Annotated in this window: 24 protein-coding genes; all 24 read right to left on the reverse strand. The window is 65.1% G+C overall.

Annotated features, from left to right (window positions below; translation table 11 throughout):
* Positions 1 to 9: 9 nt before the first annotated feature.
* The 24 genes from ASF63_RS12120 to ASF63_RS12235 all read right to left on the reverse strand — a co-directional run bounded on the left by ASF63_RS12120 (position 10) and on the right by ASF63_RS12235 (position 13735).
* Positions 10 to 606: an adenylate kinase gene (locus ASF63_RS12120; RefSeq protein ID WP_056514158.1), complete on the reverse strand. Its 597-nt coding sequence runs from the start codon at positions 604 to 606 to the stop codon at positions 10 to 12.
* Positions 603 to 1925, reverse strand: coding sequence for a preprotein translocase subunit SecY (secY, locus tag ASF63_RS12125; RefSeq protein WP_056514161.1), 1323 nt, complete (start codon positions 1923 to 1925; stop codon positions 603 to 605). The genes ASF63_RS12120 and secY overlap by 4 nt, the downstream gene beginning before the upstream one ends.
* 102 nt (positions 1926 to 2027) lie before the next feature.
* Positions 2028 to 2654, reverse strand: coding sequence for a 50S ribosomal protein L15 (rplO, locus tag ASF63_RS12130; RefSeq protein WP_082478091.1), 627 nt, complete (start codon positions 2652 to 2654; stop codon positions 2028 to 2030).
* Positions 2654 to 2839 carry a 50S ribosomal protein L30 gene (gene rpmD / locus ASF63_RS12135; protein WP_042538783.1) on the reverse strand — a complete coding sequence of 62 codons (186 nt, stop codon included), beginning with the start codon at positions 2837 to 2839 and terminating at the stop codon, positions 2654 to 2656. Before rpmD ends, rplO begins: the two co-directional genes overlap by 1 nt.
* A complete protein-coding gene (rpsE, locus tag ASF63_RS12140) occupies positions 2839 to 3537 on the reverse strand; it encodes a 30S ribosomal protein S5 (RefSeq protein ID WP_056514163.1) in 699 nt (232 codons plus the stop codon). The genes rpmD and rpsE overlap by 1 nt, the downstream gene beginning before the upstream one ends.
* Positions 3534 to 3893 (reverse strand): 50S ribosomal protein L18, encoded by a 360-nt coding sequence (rplR, locus tag ASF63_RS12145; RefSeq protein WP_029260926.1) that lies wholly within the window; start codon positions 3891 to 3893, stop codon positions 3534 to 3536. The genes rpsE and rplR overlap by 4 nt, the downstream gene beginning before the upstream one ends.
* Before the next feature lie 2 nt (positions 3894 to 3895).
* Complete coding sequence (gene rplF / locus ASF63_RS12150; RefSeq protein WP_056514166.1) at positions 3896 to 4432, reverse strand: 50S ribosomal protein L6; 537 nt, start codon at positions 4430 to 4432, stop codon at positions 3896 to 3898.
* Positions 4433 to 4438: 6 nt separating this feature from the next.
* Positions 4439 to 4837 carry a 30S ribosomal protein S8 gene (gene rpsH, locus ASF63_RS12155; protein ID WP_045253835.1) on the reverse strand — a complete coding sequence of 133 codons (399 nt, stop codon included), beginning with the start codon at positions 4835 to 4837 and terminating at the stop codon, positions 4439 to 4441.
* A 120-nt stretch (positions 4838 to 4957) separates the two neighbouring features.
* Positions 4958 to 5548: a 50S ribosomal protein L5 gene (gene rplE / locus ASF63_RS12160; RefSeq protein ID WP_056514168.1), complete on the reverse strand. Its 591-nt coding sequence runs from the start codon at positions 5546 to 5548 to the stop codon at positions 4958 to 4960.
* A complete protein-coding gene (rplX, locus tag ASF63_RS12165) occupies positions 5548 to 5907 on the reverse strand; it encodes a 50S ribosomal protein L24 (protein ID WP_056514171.1) in 360 nt (119 codons plus the stop codon). Before rplX ends, rplE begins: the two co-directional genes overlap by 1 nt.
* Positions 5908 to 5910: 3 nt before the next feature.
* On the reverse strand, positions 5911 to 6279 hold the full coding sequence (rplN, locus tag ASF63_RS12170) for a 50S ribosomal protein L14 (RefSeq protein WP_053097479.1): 369 nt from the start codon (positions 6277 to 6279) through the stop codon (positions 5911 to 5913).
* Complete coding sequence (gene rpsQ, locus ASF63_RS12175) at positions 6276 to 6593, reverse strand: 30S ribosomal protein S17 (RefSeq protein WP_045264643.1); 318 nt, start codon at positions 6591 to 6593, stop codon at positions 6276 to 6278. Before rpsQ ends, rplN begins: the two co-directional genes overlap by 4 nt.
* A complete protein-coding gene (gene rpmC, locus ASF63_RS19450) occupies positions 6593 to 6910 on the reverse strand; it encodes a 50S ribosomal protein L29 (RefSeq protein ID WP_017829202.1) in 318 nt (105 codons plus the stop codon). The genes rpsQ and rpmC overlap by 1 nt, the downstream gene beginning before the upstream one ends.
* Entirely contained in the window at positions 6910 to 7329 is a 420-nt protein-coding gene (gene rplP, locus ASF63_RS12185; RefSeq protein ID WP_056312870.1) for a 50S ribosomal protein L16, read from the reverse strand. The genes rpmC and rplP overlap by 1 nt, the downstream gene beginning before the upstream one ends.
* On the reverse strand, positions 7329 to 8084 hold the full coding sequence (gene rpsC, locus ASF63_RS12190) for a 30S ribosomal protein S3 (RefSeq protein WP_017201587.1): 756 nt from the start codon (positions 8082 to 8084) through the stop codon (positions 7329 to 7331). The genes rplP and rpsC overlap by 1 nt, the downstream gene beginning before the upstream one ends.
* A complete protein-coding gene (gene rplV, locus ASF63_RS12195) occupies positions 8084 to 8482 on the reverse strand; it encodes a 50S ribosomal protein L22 (RefSeq protein WP_053097482.1) in 399 nt (132 codons plus the stop codon). Before rplV ends, rpsC begins: the two co-directional genes overlap by 1 nt.
* A 25-nt stretch (positions 8483 to 8507) precedes the next feature.
* Positions 8508 to 8789 carry a 30S ribosomal protein S19 gene (rpsS, locus tag ASF63_RS12200; RefSeq protein ID WP_017829205.1) on the reverse strand — a complete coding sequence of 94 codons (282 nt, stop codon included), beginning with the start codon at positions 8787 to 8789 and terminating at the stop codon, positions 8508 to 8510.
* A gap of 12 nt (positions 8790 to 8801) precedes the next feature.
* Positions 8802 to 9641, reverse strand: a complete 840-nt coding sequence (rplB, locus tag ASF63_RS12205; protein WP_045253842.1) for a 50S ribosomal protein L2 — start codon at positions 9639 to 9641, stop codon at positions 8802 to 8804.
* A 20-nt stretch (positions 9642 to 9661) separates the two neighbouring features.
* On the reverse strand, positions 9662 to 9985 hold the full coding sequence (rplW, locus tag ASF63_RS12210) for a 50S ribosomal protein L23 (protein ID WP_017829206.1): 324 nt from the start codon (positions 9983 to 9985) through the stop codon (positions 9662 to 9664).
* The gene (gene rplD / locus ASF63_RS12215; protein ID WP_045253843.1) at positions 9982 to 10644 is read right to left on the reverse strand and encodes a 50S ribosomal protein L4; all 663 of its coding nucleotides are present in this window, start codon (positions 10642 to 10644) and stop codon (positions 9982 to 9984) included. Before rplD ends, rplW begins: the two co-directional genes overlap by 4 nt.
* 2 nt (positions 10645 to 10646) lie before the next feature.
* Positions 10647 to 11306: a 50S ribosomal protein L3 gene (rplC, locus tag ASF63_RS12220; protein ID WP_056312872.1), complete on the reverse strand. Its 660-nt coding sequence runs from the start codon at positions 11304 to 11306 to the stop codon at positions 10647 to 10649.
* 8 nt (positions 11307 to 11314) lie between these two features.
* Positions 11315 to 11623 carry a 30S ribosomal protein S10 gene (rpsJ, locus tag ASF63_RS12225; protein WP_017201594.1) on the reverse strand — a complete coding sequence of 103 codons (309 nt, stop codon included), beginning with the start codon at positions 11621 to 11623 and terminating at the stop codon, positions 11315 to 11317.
* 862 nt (positions 11624 to 12485) lie between these two features.
* Positions 12486 to 12698: a hypothetical protein gene (locus ASF63_RS12230; RefSeq protein WP_056312873.1), complete on the reverse strand. Its 213-nt coding sequence runs from the start codon at positions 12696 to 12698 to the stop codon at positions 12486 to 12488.
* A 125-nt stretch (positions 12699 to 12823) separates the two neighbouring features.
* Positions 12824 to 13735, reverse strand: a complete 912-nt coding sequence (locus ASF63_RS12235; RefSeq protein WP_056514174.1) for an LPXTG cell wall anchor domain-containing protein — start codon at positions 13733 to 13735, stop codon at positions 12824 to 12826.
* Between the last annotated feature and the right edge of the window lie 202 nt (positions 13736 to 13937).

Raw genomic sequence — 13937 nt, forward strand, 5'->3', positions numbered from 1 at the left:
GTGCGCAGATCAGGCTGCGAGACGCAGACCGCGTGCGGTCAGCGCCGCGAACACGCGCTCGGTGATCTCGTCGAGGCTGCCGACTCCGTCGATGCGGTCGACGATGCCCCGCGGGCCGTAGACCTCGAGGATCGGAGCCGTCTCGTGCTCGTAGATGTCCAGGCGATGCGCGATGGCCTCGTCGGTGTCATCCGACCGCCCCTGCTCCGCTGCGCGGAGCTTGAGACGCTCGATGCTCTCCTCGCGAGGGACGTCGAGCAGGATGACGGCGTCGAGGGACTCGCCTCGCTCCGCGAGGAACGCGTCGAGGTGAGCCACCTGAGCCGAGTTGCGCGGGTATCCGTCGAGCAGGAAGCCGTTCGCGGCGTCATCCTGCGACAGGCGATCGCGGACGATCTCACTCGTCAGCTCGTCGGGAACCAGGTCGCCTCGGTCGAGGACAGCCGTGACCTGCTGGCCGAGCGGCGTGCCCTCTTTGATGTTCGCCCGGAAGATGTCGCCGGTGGAGACGACCGGGATGCCGTAGGACTCGGCGATGCGAACACCCTGGGTGCCCTTGCCGGATCCCTGCGGTCCGACGATGAGGAGACGAGCTGATCGAGTCATCGGAGGAGCCCTTCGTAGTGACGCTGCTGCAGCTGCGCATCGATCTGCTTGACCGTCTCGAGACCGACACCCACGATGATGAGGATCGACGCGCCACCGAACGGGAAGTTCTGGTTGGCGCCGACGGTGGCGAGAGCGATCAGCGGGATCAGCGCGATCAGACCGAGGTAGATCGAGCCGGGAAGCGTGATGCGTGTGAGCACGTAGTCGAGGTACTCGGCGGTCGGACGACCGGCACGGATGCCGGGGATGAACCCGCCGTACTTCTTCATGTTGTCGGCGACCTCGACAGGGTTGAACGTGATCGCGACGTAGAAGTAGGTGAACCCGATGATCAGCAGGAAGTACGCCGCCATGTAGACCGGGTGGTTTCCCGTGGTGAAGTTCGCACTGATCCAGGTGACCCACGCGGCGGGCTCGGAGCCGTCCTGCGGGGTGTTGAACTGGGCGATCAGTGCCGGGATGTACAGCAGCGACGAGGCGAAGATCACGGGGATCACACCTGCCATGTTCACCTTGATCGGGATGTAGGTGTTCGTGCCGCCGTAGGTGCGGCGTCCGACCATGCGCTTGGCGTACTGCACCGGAATGCGACGCTGCGACTGCTCGACGAACACGACGAGGCCCATGACGATGATCCCGACCAGCAGCACCAGGAGGAAGACCTCGAAGCCCTTGCTCTCCCAGATGAGCCACATGGCACCGGGGAACGTGGCGGCGATCGAGGTGAAGATCAGAAGCGACATGCCGTTGCCGATGCCGCGCTCGGTGACGAGCTCGGCGAACCACATGATGAGGCCGGTGCCTGCGGTCATCGCCATGATGATGAGCAGCTGCGCCCACCACACGTCGTTGGTGAGGAGGTTCTGGCACGCGGCGACGTCGGTCGTGCCGAAGAGCTGTCCGCTGCGGGCGACCGTGACGAGGGTCGTCGACTGCAGCAGTGCCAGCGCGATCGTCAGGTACCGCGTGTACTGGGTGAGTCGTGCCTGACCGGCCTGACCCTCCTTGTGCAGCGCCTCGAAGTGAGGGATGACGACCCGGAGGAGCTGGGTGATGATCGTCGCGGTGATGTACGGCATGACACCGAGCGCGAAGATCGAGAGCTGGAGGAGCGCGCCACCGGAGAAGAGGTTGACGAGCCCGAGGAGTCCCTCCGTGCCTGAGTTCAGAGCCAGGCACTCCTCGACGTTCGGGAAGTTCACGAACGGAGCAGGGACATTCGAGCCAAGCCGGTAGATGGCGACGATGGCGAGGGTGAAACCGATCTTCCGACGCAGGTCGGGCGTGCGGAAGATCCGCGCGATGGCGCTAAACAAGGACGTCCTCCTGAAAAGGTTGCCGATCCCCGAGGGACGGCTGAAAGAACAGGCTAACCCATAAGAGGGGCCGGAGAATCTCCGACCCCTCTCATGAAGTGGTTACTTGACGGATCCGCCAGCCGCCACGATCTTCTGCTCGGCAGAACCCGAGACCTTGTCGACCGCGACGGTGAGCTTCACGGCGATGTCGCCGTTTCCGAGAACCTTGACCTTTTCGTTCTTGCGAACGGCACCCTTGGCGACCAGGTCGCTGATGGTGACGTCGCCACCCTTGGGGTACAGCTCCGCGAGCTTCTCCAGGTTCACGACCTGGTACTCCACGCGGAACGGGTTCTTGAACCCGCGCAGCTTCGGGGTGCGCATGTGCAGAGGCATCTGCCCACCCTCGAAGCCGACGCGAACGGTGTTGCGAGCCTTCGTACCCTTGGTACCGCGACCCGCGGTCTTGCCCTTGGAGCCCTCACCGCGACCGACACGGGTCTTCGCGGTGTTGGATCCGGGGACCGGACGCAGGTGGTGCACCTTGAGCACGCCGGGGCGGGATGCCGGAGCATCCTTCTTCGGCGCAGCCTTCTTGGCAGCCGGCTTCTTGACGGCGTCGGCCTTGGCCTCGGTCGCCTTCGCCGGTGCCTTCTTGGCGGCGGGCTTCTTCTCGGCTGCGGCCTTGGGAGCGGCAGCCTTCTTCGGGGCCTTCTCAGCCTCGACGGCTTCGTTCTTCTCAGCCATTAGTCGATCTCCTCAACCTTGACGAGGTGGGCGACGGTCTTGACGTAACCGCGCGTCTGCGCGTCGTCGGGGCGAACGGTGCTGTCACCGATGCGCTTCAGACCGAGGCTGCGCAGCGTGTCACGCTGGTTCTGCTTCTCGCTCACCTTGGACTTGACCTGCGTGACCTTCAGGCGCGCAGCCATCAGGCACCTACCTTCTGTGCGGCGATGGCGTCAGCCTCCGCACGGACGAGACGCGCGGGTGCGACCTGGTCGAACTCGAGGCCACGACGTGCGGCGACCGCACGGGGCTCCTCGAGCTGCTTCAGAGCCGTCACCGTGGCGTGCACGATGTTGATCGTGTTCGACGAGCCGAGCGACTTCGACAGCACGTCGTGGATGCCGGCGCACTCGAGCACGGCGCGGACGGGACCACCGGCGATGACACCGGTACCGGCAGCGGCCGGGCGGAGCAGGACGACGCCTGCTGCTGCCTCACCCTGCACGGGGTGCGGGATGGTGCTTCCGACGCGCGGAACGCGGAAGAAGTTGCGCTTGGCCTCTTCGACACCCTTCGAGATCGCCAGAGGGACCTCGCGGGCCTTGCCGTAGCCGACGCCCACCAGACCGTTGCCGTCGCCGACGACCACGAGAGCGGTGAAGCTGAAGCGACGACCACCCTTCACGACCTTCGAGACGCGGTTGATGGTGACCACGCGCTCGAGGAACTGGTTGTCCCCACGGTCGCGGGAGTTGCGGTCACGGCCACCCTGGTTGCGGTCACCACGGCCACCGCCGCGGCGGTTGTCGCGCTGAGACGGCTCTGCCTGCGTGGTGCCGGCGGCAGTCTCGGAAGTGGCAGCTGCCGCTTCGGTCACTTCGTTCTCCTTGTTGTCACTCACAGTGCCAGACCCCCTTCGCGGGCGCCGTCGGCGATGGCGGCGACACGACCTGCGTAGCGGTTGCCGCCACGGTCGAACACTGCCTCGGAAACGCCGGCAGCCTTCGCGCGCTCGGCGAGAAGCTCGCCGACCTTGCGTGCCTTGGCGGTCTTGTCACCCTCGAGCGAGCGCAGGTCGGTCTCGAGCGTCGATGCCGACGCGACGGTGTGACCCTTGCTGTCGTCGACAAGCTGCACGAAGACGTGGCGAGCCGAACGGTTGACGACGAGGCGCGGACGCACCTCGGTGCCGACGACCTTCTTGCGAAGGCGGGCGTGACGACGCGCGCGGGCGTCAGACTTTGACTTGAGAGCCATGGTTACTTACCACTCTTTCCGGCCTTGCGACGCACGACCTCGCCGGCGTAGCGCACGCCCTTGCCCTTGTACGGCTCGGGCTTGCGGATCTTGCGGATGTTCGCAGCTGCCTCGCCGACAGCCTGCTTGTCGATACCACTGACCGTGAGCTTGTTGTTGCCCTCGACCGTCAGCGTGATACCGGCGGGCGGGTCGATGAGGACCGGGTGCGAGAAGCCGAGGGCGAACTCGACCGAGCTGCCCTTCTGAGCGACGCGGTAACCGGTTCCGACAACCTCGAGACCCTTGGTGTAGCCCTGGGTCACGCCGATGATGTTGTTGTTGATGAGCGTGCGGGTCAGGCCGTGAAGCGACCGGGACTCGCGCTCGTCGTCGGGACGGGTGACGAGAACCTGGTTCTCCTCGACCGCGACCTCGATGGGCTTTGCGACCGTCAGGGTGAGCTCACCCTTGGGGCCCTTCACCGCGACCTCACGGCCGTCGACCGAGATGGTCACGCCCGCGGGAACGTCGATGGGAAGTCGTCCAATACGCGACATTTTCGATTACCACACGTAGGCGAGAACTTCTCCGCCCACGCCCTTCTGCTCTGCCTGACGGTCGGTGAGAAGACCGGAGGAGGTGGACAGGATGGCCACGCCGAGGCCGCCGAGGACCCTGGGGAGCTCGGTGGACTTCGCGTACACGCGGAGGCCGGGCTTCGACACGCGCTTGATGCCCGCGATCGAGCGCTCGCGGTTGGGGCCGTACTTCAGCTGCAGGGTGAGGTTCGAGCCGACGCGAGCGTCAGTCGTCTCCCATCCAGCGATGTAGCCCTCCTGCTGGAGGATCTCGGCGATGTGCGTCTTGAGCTTGCTCGACGGCAGGGTCACGGAATCGTGGTGCGCCGAGTTCGCGTTGCGCAGACGGGTCAGCAGATCTGCGACCGGGTCTGTCATTGTCATTGTTGTTTTCCTTTGTTCATGAGGTTCCGGCTGCCGTTACACGACAGACGGCCTGCGATGACACGCAATCTTCAATTGTACGGGATCGGGCGGGGCGCTGTGCGCCCCGCCCGAAACCGCTTACGCCTTGGCGTCTTCCGTACGGAAGGGGAAGCCGAGGTGACGCAGAAGTGCGCGACCTTCGTCGTCCGTCTTCGCGGTGGTGACGACAGTGATGTCGAAACCGCGAACCCGGTCGATCTTGTCCTGATCGATCTCGTGGAACACGCTCTGCTCCTGGAGACCGAAGGTGTAGTTGCCGTTGCCGTCGAACTGCTTGGCCGACAGACCGCGGAAGTCGCGGATGCGGGGCAGGGCGAGCGAGACGAGGCGGTCCAGGAACTCCCACGCACGGTCACCACGGAGGGTGACGTGTGCGCCGATGGGCTGGCCCTCGCGCAGCTTGAACTGCGCGATCGACTTGCGTGCCTTCGTGACGAGCGGCTTCTGACCGGTGATCTTGGTGAGATCGTCGATCGCGCCGTCGATCACCTTGCTGTCACGGGCCGCTTCACCGACACCGGTGTTCACGACGACCTTGACCAGACCGGGGATCTGCATCACGTTGGTGTAGCCGAACTCATCCTGCAGCTTCTGCTGGATCTCGGCCTTGTACTTCGCCTTCAGGCGGGGCTGGATCTTGCCAGCCACCGCAGCGTCGGTGGTTGCCATCAGAGGTCCTTACCTGACTTCTTCGCGTACCGCACACGGACGGTGCGCTTGACGCCGTCCTTGGTCTGCTCCTCGACCCGGTGGCCGACCTTGGTCGGCTTCTTGGTCGAGGGGTCGACGACTGCGACGTTCGAGATGTGGATGGAGGCCTCGACAGTCTCGAGGCCGCCCGTCTTGGTGCCACGCTGCGTCTGACCGACGCGCGTGTGCTTGGTGACGTAGTTCACGCCTTCGACGATGATGCGGTTCTTGTCGGCCAGGATCTCGAGGACCTTGCCCTGCTTGCCGCGATCTCCGCCACGCTCCTGCGTCGCTCCGGTGATGACCTGAACCAGGTCACCCTTCTTGATCTTCGCCATGACTTAAATAACCTCCGGCGCCAGCGAGACGATCTTCATGAACTTCTTGTCACGAAGCTCGCGACCGACCGGTCCGAAGATACGGGTGCCGCGGGGCTCCCCGTCGTTCTTCAGGATCACGGCGGCGTTCTCGTCGAACTTGATGTACGAGCCGTCGGGACGGCGCGTGGACTTGACCGTGCGGACGATGACGGCCTTGACCACATCGCCCTTCTTGACGTTTCCGCCCGGGATCGCGTCCTTGACGGTCGCGACGATCGTGTCACCGAGACCGGCGTAACGACGACGCGAGCCGCCGAGAACACGGATGGTGAGCAGTTCCTTCGCGCCGGTGTTGTCGGCGACCTTGAGGCGGGATTCCTGCTGGATCACTTGGCCTTCTCCAGAATCTCCACCAGACGCCAGCGCTTCGTGGCGCTGAGCGGGCGGGTCTCGTTAATCAGGACGAGGTCGCCGATGCCGGCGGAGTTCGCCTCATCGTGCGCCTTGACCTTCGAGGTGCGGCGGATGACCTTGCCGTAAAGCGGGTGCTTCACGCGGTCCTCGACCTCGACCACGATGGTCTTGTCCATCTTGTCGCTGACGACGTAGCCACGACGCGACTTGCGGTACCCACGGGCATCCGCATCGCGGACATCGTGTGCGGCGTGCTCAGCCTCGACGGCGGCTTCCTTCTTGGTGGCCATCACTCAGCCTCTTCCTTCACGGCGTCGTCGGCGGAATCCGCCTTCTTCGCCTTCGACTTGGTCGCCTTCTTGGCCGGAGCCTCGACGGGAGCGGGCGTCGCACGGATGCCCAGCTCACGCTCGCGGATCACGGTGTACAGGCGCGCGATGTCGCGCTTGACGGCGCGGATGCGGCCGTGGCTCTCCAGCTGGCCGGTGGCCGACTGGAAACGGAGGTTGAACAGCTCCTCCTTGGCCTTACGCAGCTCCTCAACGAGGCGCTGGTCTTCGAACGTGTCGAGCTCTGCCGGAGCGAGCTCCTTGGTGCCGATCGCCATTACGCGTCGCCCTCCTCGCGCTTGATGATGCGTGCCTTGAGAGGCAGCTTGTGAATTGCTCTGGTCAGTGCCTCGCGAGCGAGCTCCTCGCTCACGCCGGAGACCTCGAAGAGGACGCGACCCGGCTTGACGTTGGCGACCCACCACTCGGGCGAACCCTTACCGGAACCCATGCGGGTCTCAGCAGGCTTCTTCGTCAGCGGACGGTCGGGGTAGATGTTGATCCACACCTTTCCGCCACGCTTGATGTGACGCGTGACCGCGATACGAGCGGACTCGATCTGGCGGTTGGTGACATATGCAGGCGTGAGTGCCTGGATGCCGTACTCGCCGAAGGAGACCTTCGTGCCACCGGTCGCCTGGCCGCTACGGCCGGGGTGGTGCTGCTTGCGGAACTTGACCTTACGGGGAATAAGCATCAGGCAGACGCTCCTTCTGCGACGGGTGCCTCGTTGCGCGGTGCACGACGACGGTCGCCACCACGGTCATCACGACGAGCCTTGGGGGCGTTGGCCTGCTCGCGAGCGAGCTCCTTCGCCGTCAGGTCGCCCTTGTAGATCCAGACCTTCACACCGATGCGGCCGAAGGTGGTCTTCGCCTCGTAGAAGCCGTAGTCGATGTTCGCACGCAGCGTGTGCAGCGGCACACGACCCTCGCGGTAGAACTCCGAACGGCTCATCTCGGCGCCGCCGAGGCGGCCGGAGACCTGGATGCGGATGCCCTTGGCGCCAGCGCGCTGCGCGCCCTGGAGACCCTTGCGCATCGCACGACGGAACGCCACGCGAGCAGAGAGCTGCTCGGCGATGCCCTGTGCGACGAGCTGAGCGTCGGCCTCGGGGTTCTTGACCTCGAGGATGTTCAGCTGGATCTGCTTGCCCGAGAGCTTCTCGAGGTCGCCGCGGATGCGCTCGGCCTCGGCTCCACGACGACCGATCACGATGCCCGGACGGGCGGTGTGGATGTCGACGCGGACGCGGTCACGGGTGCGCTCGATCTCGATGTTCGAGACACCGGCGCGGTCGAGCTGCGTCTTCAGCAGGTTGCGGATCTTGATGTCCTCGGCGACGTAGTCGGCGTAACGCTGACCCGGCTTCGTCGAGTCCGAGAACCAACGCGACACATGGTCAGTCGTGATGCCGAGGCGGAAGCCGTACGGGTTTACTTTCTGTCCCATTACTTGCTCGCCTTCTTGTTGCTGTCGCTTGCCGCAGCCGGAGCTGCCTCAGGCGTCGAGAGCACGACCGTGATGTGGCTCGTGCGCTTCTTGATCTGGAAAGCGCGACCCTGTGCACGGGGCTGGAAACGCTTGAGCGTCGTGCCCTCGTCTACGTAGGCGTTAGCCACGTACAGGTCCTGCTCGTCGAGGTACTCGCCGTCACGATCCGCCTTGACCTGCGCGTTGGCCATGGCCGACGCGACAAGCTTGTAGATCGGCTCACTGGCGCTCTGCTGTGCGAACTTCAGGATCGCCAGAGCCTCCTGGGCCTGCTTGCCCTTGATGAGCGCGACGACACGACGAGCCTTCTGAGGGGTCACGCGGATGTGTCGCACGCGTGCGATGGACTCCACCATTTCTCTCTCCTCTATCGCCACCGCGTCAGCGGCGGCGGCCCTTCTTGTCGTCCTTCTCGTGGCCGCGGAAGGTGCGGGTGGGCGCGAACTCGCCCAGTTTGTGGCCGACCATGGTCTCGGACACAAACACAGGGATGTGCTTGCGACCGTCGTGGACCGCGATCGTGTGACCCAGCATGGCCGGGATGATCATGGACCGGCGAGACCAGGTCTTGATGACGTTCTTGGTGCCGGCTTCGTTCTGCACGACCACCTTGCGAAGCAGGTGATCGTCGACGAAGGGGCCCTTCTTAAGACTGCGAGGCATCTTCTCTTACTCCTACTTACGCTTCTTGCCGGCGTTACGACGACGCACGATGTACTTGTCGCTTTCCTTGTTGGCGTGACGGGTGCGACCCTCAGCCTGGCCCCACGGGGAGACGGGGTGACGTCCACCGGACGTCTTGCCCTCACCACCACCGTGCGGGTGGTCGACCGGGTTCATGGCGACACCACGGACGGTCGGGCGGACGCCCTTCCAGCGCATGCGGCCGGCCTTGCCCCAGTTGATGTTCGACTGCTCGGCGTTTCCGACCTCGCCGATGGTCGCGCGGCAGCGCGCATCGACGTTGCGGATCTCGCCCGAGGGCAGACGCAGCTGAGCGAAGTTGCCATCCTTGGCGACGAGACGGACGGATGCACCGGCCGAACGTGCCATCTTCGCGCCGCCACCGGGACGGAGCTCGATCGCGTGGATGACGGTACCCGTCGGGATGTTCTTCAGCGGGAGGTTGTTGCCCGGCTTGATGTCGGCGCCTGCACCCGACTCGATGACGTCGCCCTGCTTCAGCTTCGCCGGCGCGAGGATGTAGCGCTTCTCGCCGTCGAAGTAGTGCAGCAGCGCGATGCGTGCCGTGCGGTTGGGGTCGTACTCGATGTGAGCGACCTTGGCGTCCACGCCGTCCTTGTCATTGCGACGGAAGTCGATGACGCGGTACTGGCGCTTGTGGCCACCACCGATGTGACGGGTCGTGATACGGCCCTGGTTGTTGCGACCACCGGTCTTCGAGAGCGGGCGCAGCAGCGACTTCTCCGGCGTCGATCGGGTGATCTCGGCGAAGTCAGCCACCGACGAGCCGCGACGGCCCGGGGTCGTGGGCTTGTACTTGCGAATAGCCATGATTGTCCTTATCCCCCGGATCAGCCGATTGCCGTGAAGATGTCGATGGTGCCCGACTTCAGGGTCACGATGGCGCGCTTGGTGTCCTTGCGCTTGCCCGTGCCGAAGCGGGTGCGACGAGCCTTGCCGACGCGGTTGAGGGTGTTGACCCCAGCGACCTTGACGCCGAAGATCTTCTCGATGGCGAGCTTGATCTCGGTCTTCGAAGCGCGCGGGTCCACGAGGAAGGTGTACTTACCCTCGTCGATGAGACCGTAGCTCTTCTCGGACACGACCGGCTTCAGGATGATGTCGCGCGGGTCCTTGTTCAGGGCCGTCTGGAGAACAGATGCCTGCTCGCTCATGCGGAGACCTCCTGGTTGGCGCCGGACTTGGAGGCGATGAAGCCCTCGAGCGCGGCCTGGGTGAAGACGATGTCGTCGGAGACGAGCACGTCGTATGCGTTGAGCTGGTCGAACGTCAGCACGTGCAGGTTCGACAGGTTGCGGATGCTCTTCAGCGTCACGTCGTCGTTGCGCTCGATGACGACGAGCACGTTCTTCGACGAGACGACGTTGGTGAGGAAGTTCACCGCGGTCTTGGTCGAAGGCGTTCCGTCGATGCCGAAGGACTCGATGGCGTGGATGCGGTCACCGCGGAAGCGGTCGCTCAGTGCACCACGGAGGGCAGCGGCGATCATCTTCTTGGGGGTGCGCTGCGAGTAGTCGCGCGGCTTGGGGCCGTGCACGATTCCACCACCGGTCATGTGCGGCGCGCGGATGGAGCCCTGACGGGCGTTACCCGTGCCCTTCTGCTTGAAGGGCTTGCGGCCGGCACCCGAGACCTCACCGCGACGCTTGGTCGAGTGGGTTCCCTGGCGAGCCGCCGCGAGCTGCGCGACGACGACCTGGTGGATGAGCGGGATGTTCGTCTTGGCGTCGAACAGTTCGGCGGGAAGCTCGATCGAGCCAGCCTTCTTGCCGTCTGCCTTGAGGACGTCAAGCGCGAGAGTGGAGTCAGCCATGATCAGGCACCCTTCACTGCGTTGCGGACGTAGACGATGCGGCCACGAGCACCGGGGACGGCGCCCTTGACGAGCAGCAGACCCTTCTCGATGTCGACGGCGTGCACCGTGAGGTTGAGGACGGTCACGCGCTCGCCACCCATACGGCCGGCCATGCGCATTCCCTTGAAGACGCGGCTCGGGGTCGACGATGCGCCGATCGAGCCGGGCTTGCGGTGGTTGCGGTGCGAACCGTGCGAAGCCGAGACGCCCTTGAAGTTGTGACGCTTCATGACACCGGCGAAGCCCTTGCCCTTGCTCGTGCCGACGACGTCGACGAGCTGGCCTGCTTCGAAGGTGCCGTCGACCGTGAGCTCCTGGCCCAGCGAGTAGTCGCCGGCATCCGCGGTGCGGATCTCGGTGACGTGACGACGCGGCGTGACGCCTGCAGCCTCGAAGTGAGCGGTCAGCGGCTTGTTCACCTTGCGCGGGTCGATCTGGCCGTACGCGATCTGCACGGCGTTGTAGCCGTCCTTCTCGGGGGTACGGATCTGCGTGACCACGTTCGAGGCGAGCTCGATGACGGTGACGGGAACGAGCTTGCCGCTCTCGTTCCAGACCTGGGTCATACCGAGCTTCGTGCCCAGCATGCCCTTGGAAATCTTGGAGTTGATGTCAACCATGTCCGACCTCAGAGCTTGATCTCGATGTTGACATCGGCAGGAAGGTCGAGACGCATCAGCGAGTCGACAGCCTTGGGCGTCGGGTCGACGATGTCGATCAGACGCTTGTGGGTGCGCATCTCGAAGTGCTCGCGGCTGTCCTTGTACTTGTGCGGCGACCGGATGACGCACACGACGTTCTTCTCGGTCGGAAGGGGCACGGGGCCGACGACCGTGGCGCCCGCGCGGGTCACCGTGTCGACGATCTTGCGTGCGGACGTGTCGATGACCTCGTGGTCATACGACTTCAGGCGAATGCGGATCTTCTGTCCCGCCATTGTCTGCTCTCTCTCTTTAAGCGTCTTACCGACCTGGGCCGGGTGACCCAGGGGCATTGGACGCACGTCGGCGCTGTTCGCGCCTCGGCACTCGAACGGCTCTCGCGAGTCGATCTGCTGCACCACTGTTCTGCTGTCATCCCGCACGCCTCACGACGAGCGGATGTCCGACCTCCGCCGCGCACGGCGGAGCCCTCGTGATGAAGATGTCGGGATCGTTCTGCCACCCGCGGCCTAGGTCCCTGCGCGTCTGCGCCGCCTATGCACTGCCGTGATGGTGATCCAGCAACGCTGAGCGCGCCGGAATGTCGAACCTGTCTATTCTGCCACGGGCGATTTCACTTGCGCAAACCCGGGCGTGTCGCGCCGGCTGTGCATCTCCTGAGGGCACGCCCCAGCCGTCGGATCGGCGCCTCTGATCGACGCCGCCGACGACCCCTCAGCGCGCTGAGGAGAGCGGGGCGAGGCATCCCCATGCCTCGCCCCGCTTGGGGAGGGCGTTCAGTGCGAGGGGGCACACCGAACGCGAGGACACCGGCGTGAAGGGACGCCGGGTTCCTCGACCGAGGGCGCGGCGAAGCGACCGCCGCGCGGGCGGGAAGACGTCAGAGCGCACAGAGTGCGCGCGTCGCACGATGATCCCCAAAATCGTATTCCCCAGTTTGACGCGGCGAACCGCGTGAATTCGGGAGGTCGAACCCCTTCGACATCCCTGATCGCAAGTTCCCCAGGCGATCGAGAACCATCTTACGGGAACAGGCCACTGAAACGCGATACCGCCGCCCGGAATACTTGGTTCCGGACGCAGAAGAGCGGCGACTCCCCTCGGGGAGCCGCCGCTCTCGGTCTCAGTGGCGAGCTGTCACTCGTTGCCGACGGCCTTGTCGGCGCTGTCGCGGATCTCGTCGATCTTGTCCGCGGCACCCGGGGCGAGCTTCTTCGCGAAGTCGGCGACGCCGTCGAGGACCTTGTCGCTGATGTCCTCGGCCTGCTCGCTCTTGACGGCCTCGGCGATCTTGTCCTTGTTCTGCTCGTACAGATCCTTGCCCTTGTTGACGGTGTCCTCGATACCCATGCGGGCCCCCTTGTATGCGATCGGATGCGGCGGATCCCCGACGCACGTTCATTCTGCCCGGATCGGCGCCTGGGCGGAAGAGACCCGAAAGGGGCGGTCATATAGACCGCCCCTCCCTGGCGCGACTACTCGGCGGCGACGGCATCCCGTCGACGGCGGTACGCGAGGAACAGCCCTCCGGAGATGAGCATCAGCAGCGCCATGGCGATCAGGCTCCAGGCCGTCTCCGCTCCCGTCGTCGCACCCCTGGTCGTGTTCTCGACGTCGAGCGTATAGGTCGTGATGCTGCTGTGCGCACCGCGCAGGAGCTCGGTCTCGGCACTCGGCTCGGTCTTGACGATGCGCAGTGCGCGCACCGGCACCTCATCGGTCGCGAGGGCAGCGCCCGACGTGTGCGCGGTGGTGCGCGAGACACTGGTCGATCCGTCGAAGGTGGGGATACGCGCCGGATCGTTGCTCGTATAGGCGCGGATCGCGAAGCCGACCTCGCTGCCGACGGGGTACTCGTCGCCGTTCGGGGCGATCGTGATCCGCGAAGAGACCGTGCCACCCTGCGGGAGGTCGTTGACGTTGGACCACACCCAGACCTGCTGGCCGACGGGAACAGCGCACAGAAGCGACTGGCCCGGCGCGTTCACGAGGCCGAGCGACTCACACGAGGCATCGGCTGCGGTGCGCGAGCGGTTCGGCAGGGCGTCCCCTTCCGCGTATACCGTCGGCGCTCCGAAGCCGCCGCCCGAGACCAGGGTGACCGATGCGGGAACCGCCGCGACGAGGCTCAGGTTGAACTGCGCTCCCCCGCCGCTGTTGGTGACGTCGACGTCGAATCCGACGTTCTCCCCGGCGAGGACGAAGTCTTTTCCGGCAGAGGCCGGATCGACGTTCTGTGCCGAGATCGTGGGCGCCCACAGAGCGGCGGATGCCGTCTGAGCCGTGACCCCGAGGGCGAGCGCCCCGGCGATCAGAGAGACGACGGCGGTGATCGCCGTCAGTCTCCGGGCGCGCTGAATGTTCTTTCGACGCAGGGTCGAACGCATGCTGAAACTCCCCTTAACCCTGCACGCCACTCCCCGGTGTGCAGGCACTCCCCTATCCGCACGCGCACCGCGACACGGGCTTCAGGAGGGCTTCGGGGCTCTCCGAGCATCAGCGGTGTCGTGACCGGCCTTGACCTCGGGCACGAGCGTGCGTACTGCGCGGAACGCAGCACTCACAACGATGTATGACACTTCGCGTTAT

Origin of the sequence: Microbacterium sp. Leaf320, assembly GCF_001423485.1 — a bacterium.
In the GTDB taxonomy this organism is placed as follows: domain Bacteria; phylum Actinomycetota; class Actinomycetes; order Actinomycetales; family Microbacteriaceae; genus Microbacterium.